Here is a 16,973-nt window from a genome sequence, read left to right as displayed (position 1 = left end):
CTGTCGTGCGGGTCGATGCGACTCACCGCTCGGGGTGAGTCGGTGCGTCGAACCCACCTCGAACGAGCGGCTTCGCGATGTGTCGACGGGCGCACGGCGGTACTTCGTACCAGCCCGTCTCGAGGTCCCGTTCGACGTCTACCTCCCGTTTTGCTTTGGCTGTCGTCTTACAGTCCCGACACCGGTATCCCTGATCGCGGCCGGCACTCTCCATCGTCCGCTCGCAGCCGGGACAGATCGGCGTCGCGAGTTCGGTCCGGACGAGTTCCCGCACCGCGAACTTCTCGAGTTTGAGCGTTCCGTCCGACAGTTCGCCACAGGCGGTGATCCGATCGCCGACGCGTAGCGATCGGACCCGGTCACGGAACCGTTTGGTCGGTTCGAAGGCGGCACACTCGAGACGCGACTCCTCGCCGGCGAGTTCGAAAAAGACGTGGCCGCCCTGGCGCGTCTCGGGGTCGGTCGTGACCCGGCCCTCGAGCCGGTAGGCTCGGTCGTCGTGGGCCTCGTCGATCGTTCCGTTCTGAAGGTGGGCGTCGGTGCCCTGGTTGGTCACGAATAGCTGGCTCGCGTGGACGGGTTCGCCGTCGATCCGATCCGCTGTTTTCCAGACAGTTTCGGGGTCGTCGCCGCGGATGCCGTACAGAATCGGGCCCGGCGTGTGTGGAACGCAGACGGCTTCGTCTTCGCCCCGGTCGACCGTGTCCCACGCCTCGGGGTAGCCCCAGTCGGCCGCCGTGAAGACGCTCTCCTCGTCGACCATCCGAGGTGTTCCCCATCGATCGGGGTCGCGGTAGGAGATTTGCTCGTAAGTCCACTCCTCGAGCGCCTGCGGTGCGCCGATCGCAGCCAGCGCGCCGATCCGTCCACGGCCGTTGCCGGCGTGCCACGAGCGGTAGCCGTGCCTGTCGATGCGGTCGACGGCCTCGGCGATCGTGAGTTCCTCGCGGATCGCGCGGTCGGCGAGCCCGGCCACGTCCTCGGGGACCGATTCGACGTCTGTGTCGGCTACCACCAGCCCCGGGTTCGTCCGTTCGTCGGCGGTTTCCGCGAGTGACTCGAGGCGGTCGCCGGCCACCTCGAGGGCGCGGTCGGGATCGCAGTCGGTCTCGATTGCGAGCGCGGCGTTGCCCCGAGTCTTGTACTCGACGGCGGGGTTGAGTCGGACGAGGAAGAGGCGGCCGACAGACGCTCTGTCGCGGCGCAATCGCTTTGCGACCTCTCTTGCGACGTAGGTCGTACACATCCCGCGTTCGCGGGAGTCGGTATCGTCGATCCCGACGACTGTCATCGCTTCGTCTTGGTGCGGCGGCGAGTAACACCTTTCGGACGTCGGCAGTCGGTCGCCAGTTCGGTGCAGCTCGGTGACGATCGAAACCAATATATAAGGATACTGCTGAAATGGCCTGGAATCGCCACACAGCAGACGGGCATCCTGGGGAAAAGCTCTTGTAGGAGGAATAGCTTACATCCCCGTATGTCCCGCTCCGCACTGGTCGGCAACGTGACCGCGATGTTAGAGGACGCGGGATTCACGGTAAGTGACCGGTGTGCGATTCGTCCAAAGAGCTTCGACATCGCCGCGCGACGTGGTGCAGACTTGATTCTGGTGAAGATTCTCGGCAACATCGACGCCTTCAACGAGGCGACCGGCCACGAGATGCGCCGACTCGGCACCTATCTCGACGCGACGCCACTGGTTATCGGGTTGCGCAGTCGCGACGAGGATCTCAAACCCGATGTCGTCTACTTCCGTCACGGCGTTCCCGTTCTCAGTCCGGACACCGCGTACAACCTCTTTATCGAGGAGGTGCCGCCACTGATCTACGCTGCGCCGGGAGGGTTGTACGTCAACATCGACGGCGACGTGCTCGCCGACGAACGCCAGGAGCGAGACCTGAGTCTCGGCCAACTCGCCAGCGAACTCGGCGTCTCCCGGCGAACCGTCTCGAAATACGAAGACGGGATGAACGCCTCCGTCGAAATCGCGATGGAGCTCCAGGAGATGTTCGACGCACCGCTGACGAGTCCAGTTGACGTCCTCGACGGTGCAGACGAAGTGCACGAACCCGAGTCGACGCCGGAAGACCCCGAAGCCGACCCCGACGACGAACAGGTCGTCGCGGTCTTCACCCGGGCCGGCTATAAGGTCCACCCGACGCTCCGGTCGCCGTTCAAAGCGGTCAGTCGCGAGACCGAGGACGCCGAAGACGACAGCGAGGAGGACGTCGTTCTCACTGGCCACTCCGCGTTCACGAAAGCCGCGAAGAAACGTGCCCGCATCATGAGTTCGATCGGCCACGTCACACACACTCAATCCGTCTACGTCGTCGACCGGGCGAAACGCAACGCCGTCGACGGCACTGCTTTGGTCGAACGCGACGAACTCTCGGAGATGCGCGACGCCGAAGAACTCCGAAAGGTCATCCGCGAACGGGCAGAAAACGAAGAAGCAGCCTGATCGGCGCCGATTCACTCTCGAGGTCAGGCGTACGTCTCTTCCAGATACTCGACGATGTCGTCGCTCTCGTACAGTCCTTCGACGCCTTGTGTCTCGTCGGTGATGACCGGGACGCCGGTCTGGCCGCTTACGTCTTCGACGTCGGTTCGATCGGCGTGAGAACGTGGCACCTCGATCACGTCGTACTCGAGGTCGAGTTCCTCGAGTTTCGTTCGGACCTTCGCACAGAACGGGCAGCCAGGCAAGTCGTATAGCGTAATGTCGGCCATACTCGAGGGTGTCGACTGACACCTAAGTGATCATCGGTCGTCTGCCTGGTTGCCGGAACTCGCGAAGAAAAGTTGCAGTTCTAGAAGACGACCATGCCCGCTTCGACTGCGAAGTAGACGATGAAGTAGACGACGAAGGCACCGGCGAGTACCCACTGGCCGGGCGAGATGTCGCGGTGTTCGCCCATCGCACTCTTGACGAGTGGGTAGCTGATGATACCGGCAGCGAGTCCGTTCGCGATCGAGGTGGTCAGCGGCATGATCGTGATGGTCAGTCCGGCGGTGATCGCCCACGCGGGGTTTTGCCAGTCGATGTCGGCGACGCCTTGTAGCATGATGATCCCGACGACGACCAGCGCAATGTAGGTCGCGTATTGTGGAATCGCAGACATTAGCGGGACGACGAGCAGCGAGAGAACGAACATTCCGCCGACGACGAGTGCAGTGAAGCCGGTGCGGCCGCCCTCTTCGATCCCGGTCGAGGACTCGATGAAGGTCGTCACCGTCGAGGTACCGATCATCGCACCTGCGGTGGTACCGACAGCGTCGGCCATCAGTGGCTTCTCGATCTCGGGGAGGTTACCCTGGTCGTCCAGGAAGCCAGCGATCTGGGAGACGCCGATGAGCGTGCCCGCAGTATCGAAGAAGTCCACGAAGAAGAACGTGAAGACGACCAGCAGGAAGACGAGTGGCTCCTCGGTAATCATCTCGAGTCCTTCGACGAAGCCCCAGAACAGCGGTGTGAAGTCGTACTGGACGGAGCCAAACATCGCGGCGACGCCGTCGGTGGTCACCTCGTCGTACGCCCCCTCCGGCGTGAGCACGTCCGGGGCGACCACGCCGGCGAGCGTGAGAGCCCACCCGGCGATCGCGGTGGTGAGGATACCGATCACGATCGATCCGCGAACGCCGCGGGCGTACAGCAGCAACGTCAGCAAGAGGCCGGCAAGCGAAAGCGCAGCGACCGGACTCTCGAGGACGTTCCCGAGAGTTACCATCGTGCTCTCGTAGGGCACGACGAGTTGAATCTCTTGCAGGCCGAGAAACAGCAAGAAGACACCGATACCGGCACCGACGGCGAATTTCACCGGCTCGGGGAACAGTTCGATGATGTACTTTCGTGCGCCGACTGCGGTCAACGCGATGAAGATGATTCCTTCGACGAAGACGGCTGCCAGTGCGAGTTGCCACGGGACGCCGAGGATGAGAACGACGGTAAACGTAAAGAAGGCGTTCAGTCCCATCCCGGGAGCCAGCCCGAAGGGTCGTTTCGCGTGGACGGCCATCACGACGATCGCCACGATCGACGCGAGGATCGTGACGACGGTGAGCATTTCCACGACCTCCCCCCAGTAGTACATCTCGCCCGCGATTTCCGCCTGATCGTCGGCCCCGATCTCGCCCGGCGGACGACCGAAGATTGCCGGTGCGATGATCGTCGGGTTGACGACGATGATGTACGCCATCGCGAGGAACGTCGTGATCCCCGCGAGGGTCTCGGTTCGGTAGTCGGTCTCGTGCTCGCCGAAGTCGAAGTAGTTGGCGAGCGTATCAGCCACACCCATGTTGGACGCTCGAGCATAGATACAGGGTTAAGTTAAAGTTTCTCGTCTCTACCGACGAGAGTTTATTCATGTTCATGGATACTCTGGTGGCGAGGTCCGAGTTCACGTACCGACACGGCCCCGCTCCGTTCCAGCGTCGACCGATCTCGAGTGGGGCGCCAGGACCAACGTATTTGACTACAGAAGATGTATACGTATACCATGAAATGTGTTATCGTGGGGTACGGTCGGGTCGGGTCACGAACGGCACAGATCCTCTCGACGGAAGGTCACGACGTGGTCGTCGTCGACGTCGACGAGGAGCGGGTCGATCGTGCCGAATCGGACGGCTTCGAGGCGGTCTTCGGGGACGGTGCCGACGAAGCCGCACTCCGGGAGGCAGGCGTCGAGGTCGCTGACGCCGTCGGCGCGTTCACCGCCGACCTCAACGTCAACTTCGCGGCCTGTACGGCCGGCAATCACCACGGCTGTCGGACGGTACTCAGGATCGACGAAGACTACCGGGAAGAGATCTACGAGAAGTACGCCGAAGACGTCGACGAGATCGTCTACCCCGAACGCCTCGGTGCAGCAGGCGCGAAGACCGCGCTTCTGGGCGGCGACTTCAACGTCGTTGCCGACCTCGCTGCGAACCTCCAGTTGACCGTCCTCGAGGTCCAAGAGGGCTCGCAGGCGATCGGCAAGCGAGTGACCGAACTCGACCTGCCGGCGTCGGCACGGATCTATGCCCACGGGCGGGAACGCGAGTCGCTGTCGATCCCGCTTCCGGGCACCCGACTCGAGGCTGGTGACGAGGTCGCTGTCATCGCCGAGACAGACCGGGCAGCGGAAGTGCGTGATGCGCTGTCGGCCGAGTCACCCCACACCTAGCGAGCCATCGCTGACGTGACTCTCGAGAGCACCGGACGGCGGCGACTCCTCTCGGCTCGACGTGTTCGTCTACGTGACTGGCGCTGAGAGGAGAGAAAGTATAGTGTGGGGGTGACGCGCAACCGGATCAGTTGGGATGGGGGGTGGAGAGGGAAGAGAGTGCGCGCCAGCTAATACGAGAAACGGGACGAAAATAAAATCCCGTCAGACGGTCGACTGACGCGAGTCAGACAGCGCCGTCACCGGTCGTCGCGCCGAAATACCAGCACGGTCTGGTGAACCATCGAGGGGACAAACGAGAACGGATAGCCGTAGACGTGCAACTCTTTCGTCGGGTCGTACCAGACCAGATTCGCCGCGAGCGTCACGGGCGCGGCCGACTCGATCACCCGCGCGAGGTCCGCCGACAGGAACTCGTAGGACTGCTCGCGGTACATGTCCCCGATGAAGACGACCAAGTGGCCCGCATCCGTCACCGCGTCGGCGAACCGGTCGAACTTCTCGGCCATGTCCTCGAGCCACGCCGTCTTGCTCTGACTCGCCGCACTCGATCTCTCGTCGAACGAGTCCAGTTTGCTCTCTCTGGTCTCGCGTTCGTTTCTGGTTTGCTCGAGTTCGTCCATGTGCCAGTAGGGGACGTCGGTCAGTAGGAGGTCGACGGACGCGTCGTCGACGTCTGCGATCAGCGCCGCACAGTCACCGTGGCGCATCTCCTGGGGTGCAAGTGGTGGCTCGCCGCGGGCCCGCCGTTCCTCGTTTTCACGCACGAGGACCTCCTCGTAGATCTCGATCCAGCGTCCGTTGCGCTCGAAGCCGATCGCCTCGCGCAGCCCGGTCCCCTCGTGTTCGCAGACACTCGCGCCCAGCAGGGTGCCGCCGACGCCCGCGAACGGGTCGAGCACGGTCTCGCCCGCCTTGCTGAACCGCCCGATCAGTTCCGCACACAGCCTCGGCGGTTTCTGACCGCCGTGTTCGCTGCGCAAGTCGTGCTGGATATCCGGCGGGTACCCCTCGGCGACCACGGACTTCGTGGCGTACTTCCACTCCTTTCCAGTGAGGTCGTTGATCCGGTTTCGGTCGTCGTAGATGCCACGTCCCTCGACGTACCGCTGGTGGTCCGCGAGGTCGTCAGTGTCGACTACCTCGCCGTCCTCGATCGGTAGCGACTCCTCGAGTGCACGATCGGCGTCGAACTCGCCGTCCTCGTCGGTAAACAGGCGGCTCTGACGGTGTCGGTCGTCGTCCCCGTCCGCTGGCATATCTTCCGGTGCTCGCCACGAGTGCATAAACGCTTGTGACTCGAGCCGGTGACATCGGGGTTAGCAAGTCCCTTTCACGCTCGAGTCCCTCTGGCCGTCTATGAACACGCTCGTCGACGGCGAGTGGCGAACCGACGCGTACGAGACGACAGACGAGGACGGTTCCTTCGAGCGCCAGGAAACGACGTTCCGCGACTGGGTCCGCGACGACCCCGACGCCCGGTTCCGGCCCGAGGCAGGCCGATACCACCTCTACGTCTCCGCTGCTTGCCCGTGGGCCCACCGGACGCTCGTGACGCGGACGCTTCTGGGACTCGAGGACGCGATTTCGGTGTCGGTCGTCGACCCCTATCGGGACACGGGCGGCTGGCAGTTCACCCCCGAAAAAGAAGGCTGTACGCGCGACCACGTCCACGACGCCGACTACCTACGCGAACTCTACGTGAAAGCCGACCCGGACGTGACCTGTCGTGTGACGGTGCCGGTGCTGTGGGACACGGCGCAAGACACCATCGTCAACAACGAGTCCGAAGAAATCATGCGGATGTTCGACACCGAATTCGAAACGCAAGCGACTCGAGATGTCGATCTCTACCCGGACGGCTATCGGGAAACGGTCGACCAGGTCATCGAGGAGATTTACGAGCCGATCAACAACGGCGTCTACCGCGCCGGGTTCGCAACCGAACAGGCCCCCTACGACGAGGCCGTCACAGAACTGTTCTCGGCGCTAGACCACTGGGACGACGTTCTGGCGGACCAGCGATATCTCGCTGGCGACCGGCTCACCGAAGCCGATATCGCGATGTTCACGACGCTGATCCGGTTCGACAACGTCTATCACACCCACTTCATGTGTAACGTCCAGTACGTCCGAGACTACGAGAACCTCTGGCCGTACCTCCGAGATCTATATCAGACACCAGGTGTCGCCGAGACGGTCGACATGGACCACATCACGGAACACTACTACACGACCCACCCGGACGTGAACCCCCACCAAATTATCGCTCGAGGACCGGACCTCGACCTCGAGTCACCACACGACCGGGACGACCTACCGGGCGAGCCACCGAGCGACCTCGTCGCACTGGCAGACGACTGACGAAAACAGAACTGGATCAGGCCTCGGCCTCGGCCTCGGTCTCGTCTTCGTCTTCGTCTTCGTCTTCGTCTTCAACTACTTCCTCCTCGAACGGCGGCTCCAACCGCCGTCGTTCTGGATCGTTTCGCCAGTTCGCGTAGCTCGATTCCTCCTCGTCCGCGCTGACGAAAACCCGCCAGAGAAGCCACACAACGGCGATGACCGGCAACAGGGGCAGCATGACGACCACCAGAACCGCCGCGATGACGTACCCGAACGCCGACATCTGTCCGTTCGGCACGTAGCCCGTCGACTCCGAGACTTTGGTTGACATGTGTACCGGTACAAACGTCCCGATATTCGGTCTTTCGATCCCGAGAGCCACGGACGTTCCGAACCGACGCTACCCCGTCTCGAGGCTCCCCTGTCTCCCACCGTCACCCTCGAGCACGTCAGCCGAGTCGTCTCGCGGCCGATAGCCCAACTCGATCATCGTCTCGGTCAGCGAGAGGAACCGGCGAGTGTTGTTCGAGATGCCGTGGGCAGTCGTCAGCGTCTGCTCGAGCGGGACAGTCACGGCTGCGGCCATCAGCCGCTGGCAGTCCGCTGGACTGAGCCACATCGCTCGAGCGTACCGCTCACCAGCGTCGTCGCGATCTTCGATCTCCGAACGGAGTTCGTCGCGAGTGAGCAGCCAGCCGATCCGCAAAGCGACCACGTCGATCCCGTGGCGTTTCGCGTAGTAGGACCCCAGCGCCTCGCCGAAGGCTTTCGTGACACCGTAGTAGGTGTCTGGATCGGCCACGTCGCCGGGCCGAACCACGTCTGGCTCGTCGACCGTCGACTCCGGCCGGTCCCCCGACACCGCGTTGTCCATGTTGACTGCGTGGTTCGAACTCGCGAAGACGACCCGCTCTACGCCGGTTTCGGCCGCGGCCTCGTAGACGTTGTACGCGCCGTCTATATTCGGTTCCCTGACGCTCCGCCACTCCGCACGCGGATCGGGATTTGCCGCGAGATGAACCACCACGTCCTGTCCTACGAGCGCGTCGACGACTGCCTCGTAGTCGGCGACCTCGAGGGTCGTCGTCTCGAGGTCGTCAGTCTCGCTGTGAGAAAAAAGCGTCAACTCGAAGCCCTCGTCAGAGAGCGCTTCGATCGTCTCCCTGCCGACACGTCCCGACGCACCGGTGATCGCGACGTCCGTCATAGAGGCGTCGACACCGACCGGGCGGAAATAGGTCGGGCACGCGTCTTCCGGGACGCCTCCGAAAGGCAGACAAACAGAGTCAGTCTCGGACTGGGTTTTGAGTCCCGTGATACGGTTTGCTGTCAGTCAGTTCCGGCGCAACCGCGAGCTCCTGGGGTCGCGCCGAGCCATCGGGACAGCAGTCCGCATGAGTCGTGTGGCTGCTCGTCTTTACCAGAGCAATCGCCATCCATCGTCGAATTTCCCTAGCCCACCCACGTCTGCCGTTAGACGGAACACACGTCGGGACGGCTGCACCAGAGTCGAGACGCTGGATCTCGAGTCTCGAGTCTCGAGTCTCGAGTCTCGAGAGGAGCACGCAATACTCTTGTCCGGGGAGAACGTATCAGCTTGCATGGCAGACAAACCGACCTCCGGTGAAATCCTCGGAGTACCGTACAACTTCGAACGGCCGAGCATCAGCCGTCTGCTCTCGGCCCACTGGGAACCCGGCGAAGGAATGCTCGTCGAGAAGCCGTTCGGTATCGGCTACACGCTGAACCTCGCCAACTGGCGCTCCTGGATCGTCCTCGCGGTAGCCGGTATCCTGCTCTGGCAGCAAGAACAGAGCCCCTCGAGCCCCGACGAGACCGAGGACGAACCCGTCGAAGTCATCGTCGACGAAGACGAGGACTAACTGCTAGTGCTTTGGCAAGCCTGAACGGATGAGTGAAACCGAATGCGGTCGTCTGGGTTCACTCAGCAGTCGACGCTTGGCGGAGTACTAGTACCATCCCAAGCGTGGACCGACTAGTTGAGAGTTGGCCCAAACCGATCACGATTCTCGATCGGAAGTGGAGTGCACTAGCCAGAGTAGACTTGGGACGGTACTAGTACCGTCCCAACCGTCGACTGACGGGCCGAATCGGGCCACACCGCCAGATTCGGCCCATCAGTTCAGGCTTGGCCCGCCACTAGTTTTCGACCGCAACCGAACTGCTTTCTCGGTTGGGACGAGCGATTGCGGGGACGCCGATATCGACGACAGTGCCTCTCGACAGTTCTTTGTCGGGGAACCACGAGCCGACGCCAGGGATGCCACGACGGCGGGCGGAGCTTACGCGATTTGCGCCCGTCCTCAGAACGCTCGCGTTCTGATGTGCAAACGAGACGCTTTGCGTTTCGTCAACGCCGTAAGCGGCGGGACTCTCTCACTACTCCCGCGGCGTAGTCGAATCTCGTCGTGTCTACTGCGCTCTCTCGACCCACCATGAGTCGAGGCGCACGAAGCGCAACGGAACGGAGGGGAGCACTCTCGATCGACCCGCTCCCCGGGGAACGTCGTGGGCGAGACGGAGCGGTCTCACCCGCGACAGGCCACAGAGTAAAAGTACGTTCTTAGAAGTCGTGATCGTCGTCGTCTTCGACGGATCGTTTCATCGAGTCGCGGCGAGCCTTGGCGTCCCGACCGGTCGCCTCGAGCAGGAAGTCGTTTTTCGCGTCGACGGCTTCTTCGGCGGCTTCGAGTTCGTCGGGGCCGAGTTCGGTGGGATCGCGTTCGTGGAACTCGACGCCGAGTTTGTCTTTCTTGCCGGAGTATTCGACGGTGCCGGCGACGATTTTCTCGAAGACGGGGTTGGCGGGCTTCTCGATGACGTAGAGGTCGCTTCCCTTGTACTCCTGGGTGTCGGTGATGGAACCAAAGTAGTCCTCGACTGTCGACTCCATATCGGGAATTCGCTCCTCGAGATATTCACCGCGACGCATCTTGTACTCCTTCATACTCTCGAAATACACGGCGGGGTCTTTACCTCTTTTCATAACCGACGTTTCGCTCGTGCGACAAGCCGGGAGCGATGGTGACGAGCAAAACGGGCGAGGCAACTTAGCGTCGAGATCGTTCTGCGAGGTAGCCTTTCCGACAGTCCGGGCAGATGTCACCAGCGCGCAGCGAGCCGCGATCGTTGGTCACGACGTACTCACAGCGCGGGCAGTAAAACTCCGATGGGCCGTCGTCGGCGGTGACCACGTTCTCGGTCGGGGTGGGGACCGAGTCGTCTCGTTCGATGCCGGAACCGCTGTCGAAGTCGGCTGACTCTTGTCGACCGTCGTCGACGGTCGCGTCGGTGGGAGTCGAATCAGTGACGGTGGTCTCGTCTTTCGTTCCGACTCTGATCTCGTCCGGCGAGTCAGTGACGTACTCGGCGTCGTCGTGCTCGAGAACGACGGTGTCGTCGGCCGATTCGTCGCCGGTGTCTGGCCACTCTGTTCGCTTTGCTTCGTCGGCCGAGTGATCGACGTCCGGCGACTCCGGCCACTCGCCGTGGCTACGGTCGCGGTTCTGGGTCGGACTACTCGAGTCGGCGTCCAGGATCTCTCCGCCGTCGTCGGGAACGTCGTGCTCGTCGTCGCGGGCTTCGTCTACGGTCGTGGCGTCCGCCGTCGCAGTTTCGGGTTCGGCGTCGCCGTCGTCGGCTGTCTCGGGTTCCTCGGCGTCGATAATCTCGACGTCTTCGGCTTCGGCGGCATCGGCTCCGATGTCTTCGGCTTCGGCGGCATCGGCTCCGATGTCTTCGGTTTCGACGTCGTTGGTGTCGACGTCGGTCGGTTCGGCAGGCTCGAAATCCGGCTCCGAGGTGACCTCGGGTGTGGATTTGAACTCGTGATCGTCGGGCAGCGAACCGACGTCCGCTCCGTCCGGGAGACTCGTTACTTCCGTGTTCTCGCTGATGACGTTGCGCTCGCCACAGCGGACACACTCCTCGAACTCCTGGACGGTGACGACGACCTCACTGCCCCGTTCTTCGCGCTCGCGTTCGACTTCTGGCTCACCGAAGTCGTGACCGAGCAGCGAACATCGCAGGACCATCGTCCCACCGTTCCCACCCGGGCCATAAAAAACGTACCGCCTGGCTTCGAATTCTAGGTGACTGATCGCTGTCAGTTGTGTCGACGGGCGCGAACACGTCGAGACGACGTCGGTCGTCGGGAGACGCGGCTCCGGACGGGAACGGCAAACGTCAAATCCCGGGTCGTCGAATACGTAAACGGATGAGAGCGAAGCGGGAGTATCGGGATCGCAGCCGGACGGAGGTTGCGGTCCTCGACGCGCTCGTCGATCGAGTCGACGACGGAATGACCGTCTTCGAGCTCCGTGCGGCCGCCGAGACCGAGATCGACGACCTCGAGGACGCGCTTGCGACCCTCAAGGAGGACGATCTGATCGTCGTCGAATCGGACGGTGACCGGACCCTGATCAAGCCCGACGAGCGGGTGGTGCCAGACATCTCCGACGACGACGGCCCCGAGGAGACGATCGGAGACTGGCTCCGAGACCGGTTCCCCTTCTGACTCGAACGCTCGAGACAGCCAGCCAGGCCGCCGTGTACGGCCGTTTCGCCACGGCCGTGACGATCGCGGCTTCGCCAGGAAACCGTTACAACAATCCGTATCAGACCCCAGAGCGTAGGTATGAGCGTCATCGAGTCGATCCACGAGGACCACGGGGCCACGTTCGGTGAACGGGGCGGGCGGACGATCGTCGAACACTTCGGCCGTCCAGAGCGGACTCACCGCGCGGTCCGCAACGGCGTCGGCCTGCTCGAGATTGTCTACGGAGTCGTCGTCGTGGAAGGCGACGACCGCCTCGAGTACGTCGACAACGTCGTCTCGAATCGCGTCCCCAGCGAGGACGGTCGGGGCTGTTACGCGCTCGTCCTCGAGCCCCAGGGCGCAGTCGAGGTCGAACTGTACGTCTACAACGCCGGTGAGCGGTTACTGCTGTTCGTTCCGCCCGAGAAAGCGGAACCGCTGGCCGAAGAGTGGTCGGAGAAGGTATTCATTCAGGACGTCGACATCCGCGTCGCAACAGACGAGTACGGGATCTTCGGCATCCACGGACCGCAGGCGACCGAAAAGATCGCGAGCGTCCTCAACGGCGCGGCTTCGCCCGACCAGCGACTCTCGTTCGTCCGGGGTTCGATGGGCGACTCAGGTGTCACCGTCGCCCGTACCGACGCGCTGACCGGCGAGGAGAGCTACGAGGTGATCTGTGCCGCCGCCGACGCAGACGCCGTCTACGACGTGCTCTTGAACCAGGGACTGAACGCTGCCCCCTTCGGCTACCGGGTCTTCGAGAGTCTCACGCTCGAGGCTGGCTCGCCGCGTTTCGAGAGTGAACTCGCGGGGACGGTCCCGAACGTACTCGGCCTTCGAAACGCCTTAGACTTCGAGAAGGGCTGTTATGTCGGCCAGGAAGTCGTCTCCCGCGTCGAAAATCAGGGACGGCCGAGCCGTCGGCTCACCGGACTGACGCTCTCCAGTGGCGTTGACGACGGCGAGCCACGGGTTCCGGACCCCGGTGCAGCCGTCTTCGACGGCGACGCCTCCGTCGGAGAGGTCACTCGAGCGGGAAAGAGCCCACTACTCGAGGAGACGATCGCGCTCGCGCTCGTCGACTACGACCTCGAGAGTGGCGACCTGACGGTTCGCGTCGGTGGTGAGGAGGTGCCAGCGAGTCGGACCGAACTGCCGTTCTACGAGGGATCGGATCGGTCGGCGCGGTTGCCGGACTACGAGTGACCCCGCCCGGCCTCGACGCTCAACGCGTCGCTTGCTTCCACTCTCGCAGACCGACGATTTCGCCGTCGAGTTTCTCCGCTGGACACTCGAGGGCTGCCCACTGGAACAGTTCTGCGACGTCAGTTGGGTCGCGTCCCGTGTCACCAGTGAGAGCGGTCGCAACGAGGCCTGGGTCGACGATTCCGACCGTCTGGTCGACATCGATGGCGAACCCGCGTGCAAGCGCCTCGGCGGCCGCCTTCGAGGGAGCGTACGTGCCCATGCCTGGTTTCGGATCGCGTGCCACCGATCCTGACGGGACGAGCACGCGGCCGTCGGAGGGCATAAACTGGAGGGCCTCACGGAGCACCGTGAACAGCCCGTACACGTTCGTGTCGAGCACCGTCCGGACGTCTTCGTAGTACTCCTCGTCGAGTGGTCGCTCACCCGGCGCGTGAGGCATCACTGCGGCGGCGGGGAGCAAGACATCCAACGTCTCCGGAATCGTCTCGAGGAGCGTGTCGAACACTGCGTCTTCGTCACGAACGTCGAGCGGCCGAACCACCGGTGTTCCACCTGCTTCCGAGACCGTCTCCGCGGTCGACTCGAGTGACTCTCTGGATCGGCCACAGAGGATGGTCCGCCAGCCGTCGCCGGCAAATGCGTCGGCAACGGCCGTGCCGATCCCGCCACTGGCACCGGTAAGCAGTATTGTTTGTGTAGTCATGACATGACACGGCTAGCGGTACGCTCGAACAGGAAAAAACACTGTTGCCCTACGCGCTCGAGGAAACGTCACGGATACGAGATGTGCCGTCTCTTTCGTCCGAGTCGACTCGTACAGACGTTTACTCCGCCCCAAATACTGAAGAAAAGCTATTCAACACAACAGTTACATCGGGGGTTCAGTACGACAATTATCACCCGTCGTCGGATCGCCCCTTCCCGAGGTTTTAGGACGATCTATCGAGACCGTCGAAGCGAAATATGACACCTGCCGACGAATCTCACGACACGGAAGGCACACCGGAGCCGTATCAACACCTCCTCGAGCGTGCCGAGAAGTTGACGAACCTCGAGATGGCGTCGATGGCGCTGGGGTGGGACCAGCGCGTGATGATGCCCGAAGGTGGGACGCCGGCCCGGGCGGGGCAGCTCTCGACGATTTCGGGCGTGAGCCACGACCTGCTGGTCGACGACGAGGTAGGGGAGTGGCTTGCGGAACTCGAGTCTGTCGACCTGACCGACGAGCAAGCGGCCGTCGTCCGCGAACTCCGCCGGGAACACGAGCGGTCCACTGAGGTCTCTTCCGAACTCGTCGAACGCCTCACCGCTCACCAGGCCGAAGCCCAGCAGGTCTGGCAGGAGGCCAAAGCCGAGGACGACTTCGCGCAGTTCGCGCCCGCTCTCGAGCAGTTACGGGACCTCCACCGCGAGCGAGCGGCGGCGATCGACCCCGACGCGAATCCCTACCGGGTGCTCTACGAGGACAGTCAACCGTACCTGCCCCTCGAGACCGTCGAGAGCATCTTCGACGACCTCCGCGACGGGCTGGTTCCGTTGATCGAGGCGATCGAGGAGAACGGCCGGGAGCTCCCGTCGGTGTTTCGCGATCCGGAGTACACGTACGACGAGGACGACCAGATGGCTCTCTCGGAGGCAGTCGTCGACCTGCTCGGCTACCCCGAGGAACACGGCCGGCTCGATACCGCGCCGCATCCGTTCATGTCGGGCAACCAGTTCGACGCCCGGATCACCACCCGGTTCAACGAGTCCGATCCGATCGATGCGCTGACGGCGACGATCCACGAGTTCGGTCACGCGAGCTACCAACTCGGGCTGCCGAAAGACGAGTACGGCAACCCGCTTGGCCAGTCTCGGTCCTCGGGCGTCCACGAATCCCAGTCGCGGTTCTGGGAGAACCACGTCGGCCGCACGAAGCCGTTCTGGGAGCTGTTCCTCCCGCGGATGAAAGCACAGTTCCCCCACCTCGAGGACGTGACCGTCGACGAGGCGTACGCGGCAGTCAACAGGATCTACCCCGAGAACCTGATCCGCGTCGAAGCGGACGAACTCACCTACCACCTGCACATCATCCTCCGGTGTGAGATCGACCGAGCGTTCGTCGAGGGCGACCTCGCGGTCTCGGAGATTCCGGCAGTCTGGAACGACAAGATGGAGGAGTATCTCGGCGTGCGTCCCGAGACCGACGCGGAGGGGTGTCTGCAGGACACCCACTGGTCGGCGAGCTTCGCCGCGTTCCAGGGGTATACCGTCGGCAGCGTCCTGGCTGCACAGTTAGACGCGACGATCCGGGACGATCTGGATGTCGACGGCCTCGTCCGCGAGGGCGAGTTCGAGCCGATCTGGGAGTGGCTGACCGATCACGTCCACCGATACGGCCAGCGGTACCCGACCGAGGAGTTGATCGAAGTCGCGACCGGCGAGCCGCTTACCGCCGACTACTTCCTCGAGTACGTCGAGGAGAAGTACGGCGAGTTGTACGATCTCTAGGACGCCCGTTCCTCGCGACCGATCACATCGCCGTCCGCTCGAACGGGCCGGGAGCGCCCAGTTCCCGGCGCAGTTGCATGATCTCTCCGAGGTCCCGTCTGGAGACGGTGCCGACGGGATCGCCATCCTCGAGGACGACGACGAGCGGGTCCCGCCCCATCGCTCGAAGCACCTCGAAGGCGGGCGTCTCGAGTCCGACGTGAGCGACCTCGTCGGTCATGACCTCGCGGACGGTCGTCGTCTCGAGGGTAGATCGATCGACCTGCCCCAGATCCGAGAGCGTCACTAGCCCGACGATTTCGTCGTCGTCGGTGACGACGAACTCGCTACGGCGGTTCTCGAAGAGGGAAGTCGCGACATCGGAAAGCGTCGCATCGGCCGCCACCGACCGGGCGGGCTCATCCATCACGTCAACTGCGAGCACGCCCCGCAGCAGTTCCTCGAGGGCGATCGTGCGTGACTCGGTCGTCGCCGCGACGTAGACGAAGAGCGCGACGAGAACGAGGAGCGGATTGCCGCCCAAGACGCCGACGACAGCGAAAAACAGCGCGAAGATCGTTCCGATCCGGGCAGCGATCCGCGTCGCGGTCACGTACGACCACCGCCGACCCAGCAGCGCCCGGAGGACGCGCCCGCCGTCCATCGGAAACGCCGGGAGCATGTTGAAGACCGCGAGCACGACGTTGATCAGTGCGAGCCAGCCGACGACGAAGAGTACGAGCGCCAGTCCCCCCGGAATCACCTGCAGGAGACCCGCAAAGACCACGGCGAGCAAGAGACTCGTGAACGGTCCCGCGACGGCGATCCAGAACTCCCGGTGCCACTCTCTGGGCATCGACTCGAGGGCAGCCAATCCGCCGAAGATCCAGAGAGTGATCGACTCCGTACCGATGTCGTACCGACGGGCAGCGTAGGCGTGGCCCAGTTCGTGGACGGCGACGCTGAAAAAGAGGCCGACGGCCCCGGCGAGGCCGATCAGCCACGGCGTCGCACCCTCCTCGAGTGGAGCGACTTCGAGCGTCGCCGGTGCGAGCGCGTCGATGGCCGAGGCGTAGATGCCGATCTGATCACCTTCGGCGATTAGATAGACGAGTACAGGCAACAGTACCAAAAGCGAGACGTTGATCCGGATCGGAATCCCCCAAATCGTCGTGAGGTGAACGTTTCGCATTTGGAACGAACGACGGACGGGCCCCACTTGA

The 16,973-nt window shown here is 63.2% G+C and carries 17 protein-coding genes; 7 read left to right on the top strand and 10 right to left on the bottom strand.

Features of this window, described 5'->3' with window-relative positions; all coding sequences use genetic code 11:
- Positions 1-22: 22 nt before the first annotated feature.
- Positions 23-1,291, bottom strand: coding sequence for a tRNA(Ile)(2)-agmatinylcytidine synthase (locus tag NATGR_RS12010; protein WP_015233625.1), 1,269 nt, complete (start codon positions 1,289-1,291; stop codon positions 23-25).
- Positions 1,292-1,477: 186 nt separating this feature from the next.
- On the opposite strand from NATGR_RS12010, the gene NATGR_RS12005 reads away from it, so the two are divergent.
- A complete protein-coding gene (locus NATGR_RS12005) occupies positions 1,478-2,461 on the top strand; it encodes a transcriptional regulator (RefSeq protein WP_005579602.1) in 984 nt (327 codons plus the stop codon).
- Between the two features lie 23 nt (positions 2,462-2,484).
- On the opposite strand, the gene NATGR_RS12000 is transcribed toward NATGR_RS12005, so the two are convergent.
- Positions 2,485-2,730: a glutathione S-transferase N-terminal domain-containing protein gene (locus NATGR_RS12000; RefSeq protein WP_005579601.1), complete on the bottom strand. Its 246-nt coding sequence runs from the start codon at positions 2,728-2,730 to the stop codon at positions 2,485-2,487.
- 80 nt (positions 2,731-2,810) lie between these two features.
- The gene (locus NATGR_RS11995; RefSeq protein WP_005579600.1) at positions 2,811-4,295 is read right to left on the bottom strand and encodes an NCS2 family permease; all 1,485 of its coding nucleotides are present in this window, start codon (positions 4,293-4,295) and stop codon (positions 2,811-2,813) included.
- Positions 4,296-4,496: 201 nt separating this feature from the next.
- On the opposite strand from NATGR_RS11995, the gene NATGR_RS11990 reads away from it, so the two are divergent.
- Positions 4,497-5,165, top strand: coding sequence for a potassium channel family protein (locus tag NATGR_RS11990; RefSeq protein ID WP_015233624.1), 669 nt, complete (start codon positions 4,497-4,499; stop codon positions 5,163-5,165).
- Between the two features lie 239 nt (positions 5,166-5,404).
- Here the strand turns inward: NATGR_RS11990 and NATGR_RS11985 are convergent, their stop codons facing one another.
- Entirely contained in the window at positions 5,405-6,424 is a 1,020-nt protein-coding gene (locus NATGR_RS11985; RefSeq protein WP_015233623.1) for a DNA methyltransferase, read from the bottom strand.
- 100 nt (positions 6,425-6,524) lie between these two features.
- Between NATGR_RS11985 and NATGR_RS11980 the strand changes: the two genes are divergently transcribed.
- Complete coding sequence (locus NATGR_RS11980) at positions 6,525-7,529, top strand: glutathione S-transferase family protein (protein WP_005579597.1); 1,005 nt, start codon at positions 6,525-6,527, stop codon at positions 7,527-7,529.
- Between the two features lie 16 nt (positions 7,530-7,545).
- On the opposite strand, the gene NATGR_RS11975 is transcribed toward NATGR_RS11980, so the two are convergent.
- Positions 7,546-7,842, bottom strand: a complete 297-nt coding sequence (locus NATGR_RS11975) for a DUF7535 family protein (RefSeq protein WP_005579596.1) — start codon at positions 7,840-7,842, stop codon at positions 7,546-7,548.
- Between the two features lie 69 nt (positions 7,843-7,911).
- Entirely contained in the window at positions 7,912-8,718 is an 807-nt protein-coding gene (locus NATGR_RS11970; RefSeq protein ID WP_005579595.1) for an NAD-dependent epimerase/dehydratase family protein, read from the bottom strand.
- A gap of 394 nt (positions 8,719-9,112) precedes the next feature.
- Here NATGR_RS11970 and NATGR_RS11965 point away from each other — a divergent pair, with 394 nt between their 5' ends.
- Positions 9,113-9,394 (top strand): DUF5808 domain-containing protein, encoded by a 282-nt coding sequence (locus tag NATGR_RS11965; RefSeq protein WP_005579594.1) that lies wholly within the window; start codon positions 9,113-9,115, stop codon positions 9,392-9,394.
- A gap of 701 nt (positions 9,395-10,095) precedes the next feature.
- On the opposite strand, the gene NATGR_RS11960 is transcribed toward NATGR_RS11965, so the two are convergent.
- Together NATGR_RS11960 and NATGR_RS11955 are read right to left on the bottom strand one after the other, a co-directional pair.
- Positions 10,096-10,479: a DUF5611 family protein gene (locus NATGR_RS11960; RefSeq protein WP_005579591.1), complete on the bottom strand. Its 384-nt coding sequence runs from the start codon at positions 10,477-10,479 to the stop codon at positions 10,096-10,098.
- 103 nt (positions 10,480-10,582) lie between these two features.
- On the bottom strand, positions 10,583-11,566 hold the full coding sequence (locus tag NATGR_RS11955; protein WP_005579588.1) for a DUF7093 family protein: 984 nt from the start codon (positions 11,564-11,566) through the stop codon (positions 10,583-10,585).
- Positions 11,567-11,748: 182 nt separating this feature from the next.
- Here NATGR_RS11955 and NATGR_RS11950 point away from each other — a divergent pair, with 182 nt between their 5' ends.
- A complete protein-coding gene (locus tag NATGR_RS11950) occupies positions 11,749-12,048 on the top strand; it encodes a DUF6432 family protein (RefSeq protein WP_005579587.1) in 300 nt (99 codons plus the stop codon).
- Between the two features lie 120 nt (positions 12,049-12,168).
- Positions 12,169-13,278, top strand: coding sequence for a CAF17-like 4Fe-4S cluster assembly/insertion protein YgfZ (gene ygfZ / locus NATGR_RS11945; RefSeq protein ID WP_005579584.1), 1,110 nt, complete (start codon positions 12,169-12,171; stop codon positions 13,276-13,278).
- 19 nt (positions 13,279-13,297) lie between these two features.
- On the opposite strand, the gene NATGR_RS11940 is transcribed toward ygfZ, so the two are convergent.
- Entirely contained in the window at positions 13,298-13,984 is a 687-nt protein-coding gene (locus NATGR_RS11940) for an SDR family NAD(P)-dependent oxidoreductase (RefSeq protein WP_005579582.1), read from the bottom strand.
- A 260-nt stretch (positions 13,985-14,244) separates the two neighbouring features.
- Here NATGR_RS11940 and NATGR_RS11935 point away from each other — a divergent pair, with 260 nt between their 5' ends.
- Entirely contained in the window at positions 14,245-15,771 is a 1,527-nt protein-coding gene (locus tag NATGR_RS11935; RefSeq protein WP_005579581.1) for a carboxypeptidase M32, read from the top strand.
- A 22-nt stretch (positions 15,772-15,793) separates the two neighbouring features.
- On the opposite strand, the gene NATGR_RS11930 is transcribed toward NATGR_RS11935, so the two are convergent.
- Positions 15,794-16,942 (bottom strand): site-2 protease family protein, encoded by a 1,149-nt coding sequence (locus NATGR_RS11930; RefSeq protein WP_005579580.1) that lies wholly within the window; start codon positions 16,940-16,942, stop codon positions 15,794-15,796.
- Positions 16,943-16,973: the final 31 nt, after the last annotated feature.

It is taken from the genome of Natronobacterium gregoryi SP2 (genome assembly GCF_000230715.2).
GTDB classification, from domain to species: domain Archaea; phylum Halobacteriota; class Halobacteria; order Halobacteriales; family Natrialbaceae; genus Natronobacterium; species Natronobacterium gregoryi.
Note: the sequence above shows the minus strand (reverse complement) of the source record. Positions and strands in the feature narration are given on the sequence as shown.

What these genes read in the sequence shown, in the direction of transcription:
- NATGR_RS12010 (WP_015233625.1), bottom strand. Translation starts at nt 1,291, where the DNA reads ATGACAGTCGTCGGGATCGACGATACCGACTCCCGCGAACGCGGGATG.
- NATGR_RS12005 (WP_005579602.1), top strand. Translation starts at nt 1,478, where the DNA reads ATGTCCCGCTCCGCACTGGTCGGCAACGTGACCGCGATGTTAGAGGAC.
- NATGR_RS12000 (WP_005579601.1), bottom strand. Translation starts at nt 2,730, where the DNA reads ATGGCCGACATTACGCTATACGACTTGCCTGGCTGCCCGTTCTGTGCG.
- NATGR_RS11995 (WP_005579600.1), bottom strand. Translation starts at nt 4,295, where the DNA reads ATGGGTGTGGCTGATACGCTCGCCAACTACTTCGACTTCGGCGAGCAC.
- NATGR_RS11990 (WP_015233624.1), top strand. Translation starts at nt 4,497, where the DNA reads ATGAAATGTGTTATCGTGGGGTACGGTCGGGTCGGGTCACGAACGGCA.
- NATGR_RS11985 (WP_015233623.1), bottom strand. Translation starts at nt 6,424, where the DNA reads ATGCCAGCGGACGGGGACGACGACCGACACCGTCAGAGCCGCCTGTTT.
- NATGR_RS11980 (WP_005579597.1), top strand. Translation starts at nt 6,525, where the DNA reads ATGAACACGCTCGTCGACGGCGAGTGGCGAACCGACGCGTACGAGACG.
- NATGR_RS11975 (WP_005579596.1), bottom strand. Translation starts at nt 7,842, where the DNA reads ATGTCAACCAAAGTCTCGGAGTCGACGGGCTACGTGCCGAACGGACAG.
- NATGR_RS11970 (WP_005579595.1), bottom strand. Translation starts at nt 8,718, where the DNA reads ATGACGGACGTCGCGATCACCGGTGCGTCGGGACGTGTCGGCAGGGAG.
- NATGR_RS11965 (WP_005579594.1), top strand. Translation starts at nt 9,113, where the DNA reads ATGGCAGACAAACCGACCTCCGGTGAAATCCTCGGAGTACCGTACAAC.
- NATGR_RS11960 (WP_005579591.1), bottom strand. Translation starts at nt 10,479, where the DNA reads ATGAAGGAGTACAAGATGCGTCGCGGTGAATATCTCGAGGAGCGAATT.
- NATGR_RS11955 (WP_005579588.1), bottom strand. Translation starts at nt 11,566, where the DNA reads ATGGTCCTGCGATGTTCGCTGCTCGGTCACGACTTCGGTGAGCCAGAA.
- NATGR_RS11950 (WP_005579587.1), top strand. Translation starts at nt 11,749, where the DNA reads ATGAGAGCGAAGCGGGAGTATCGGGATCGCAGCCGGACGGAGGTTGCG.
- ygfZ (WP_005579584.1), top strand. Translation starts at nt 12,169, where the DNA reads ATGAGCGTCATCGAGTCGATCCACGAGGACCACGGGGCCACGTTCGGT.
- NATGR_RS11940 (WP_005579582.1), bottom strand. Translation starts at nt 13,984, where the DNA reads ATGACTACACAAACAATACTGCTTACCGGTGCCAGTGGCGGGATCGGC.
- NATGR_RS11935 (WP_005579581.1), top strand. Translation starts at nt 14,245, where the DNA reads ATGACACCTGCCGACGAATCTCACGACACGGAAGGCACACCGGAGCCG.
- NATGR_RS11930 (WP_005579580.1), bottom strand. Translation starts at nt 16,942, where the DNA reads ATGCGAAACGTTCACCTCACGACGATTTGGGGGATTCCGATCCGGATC.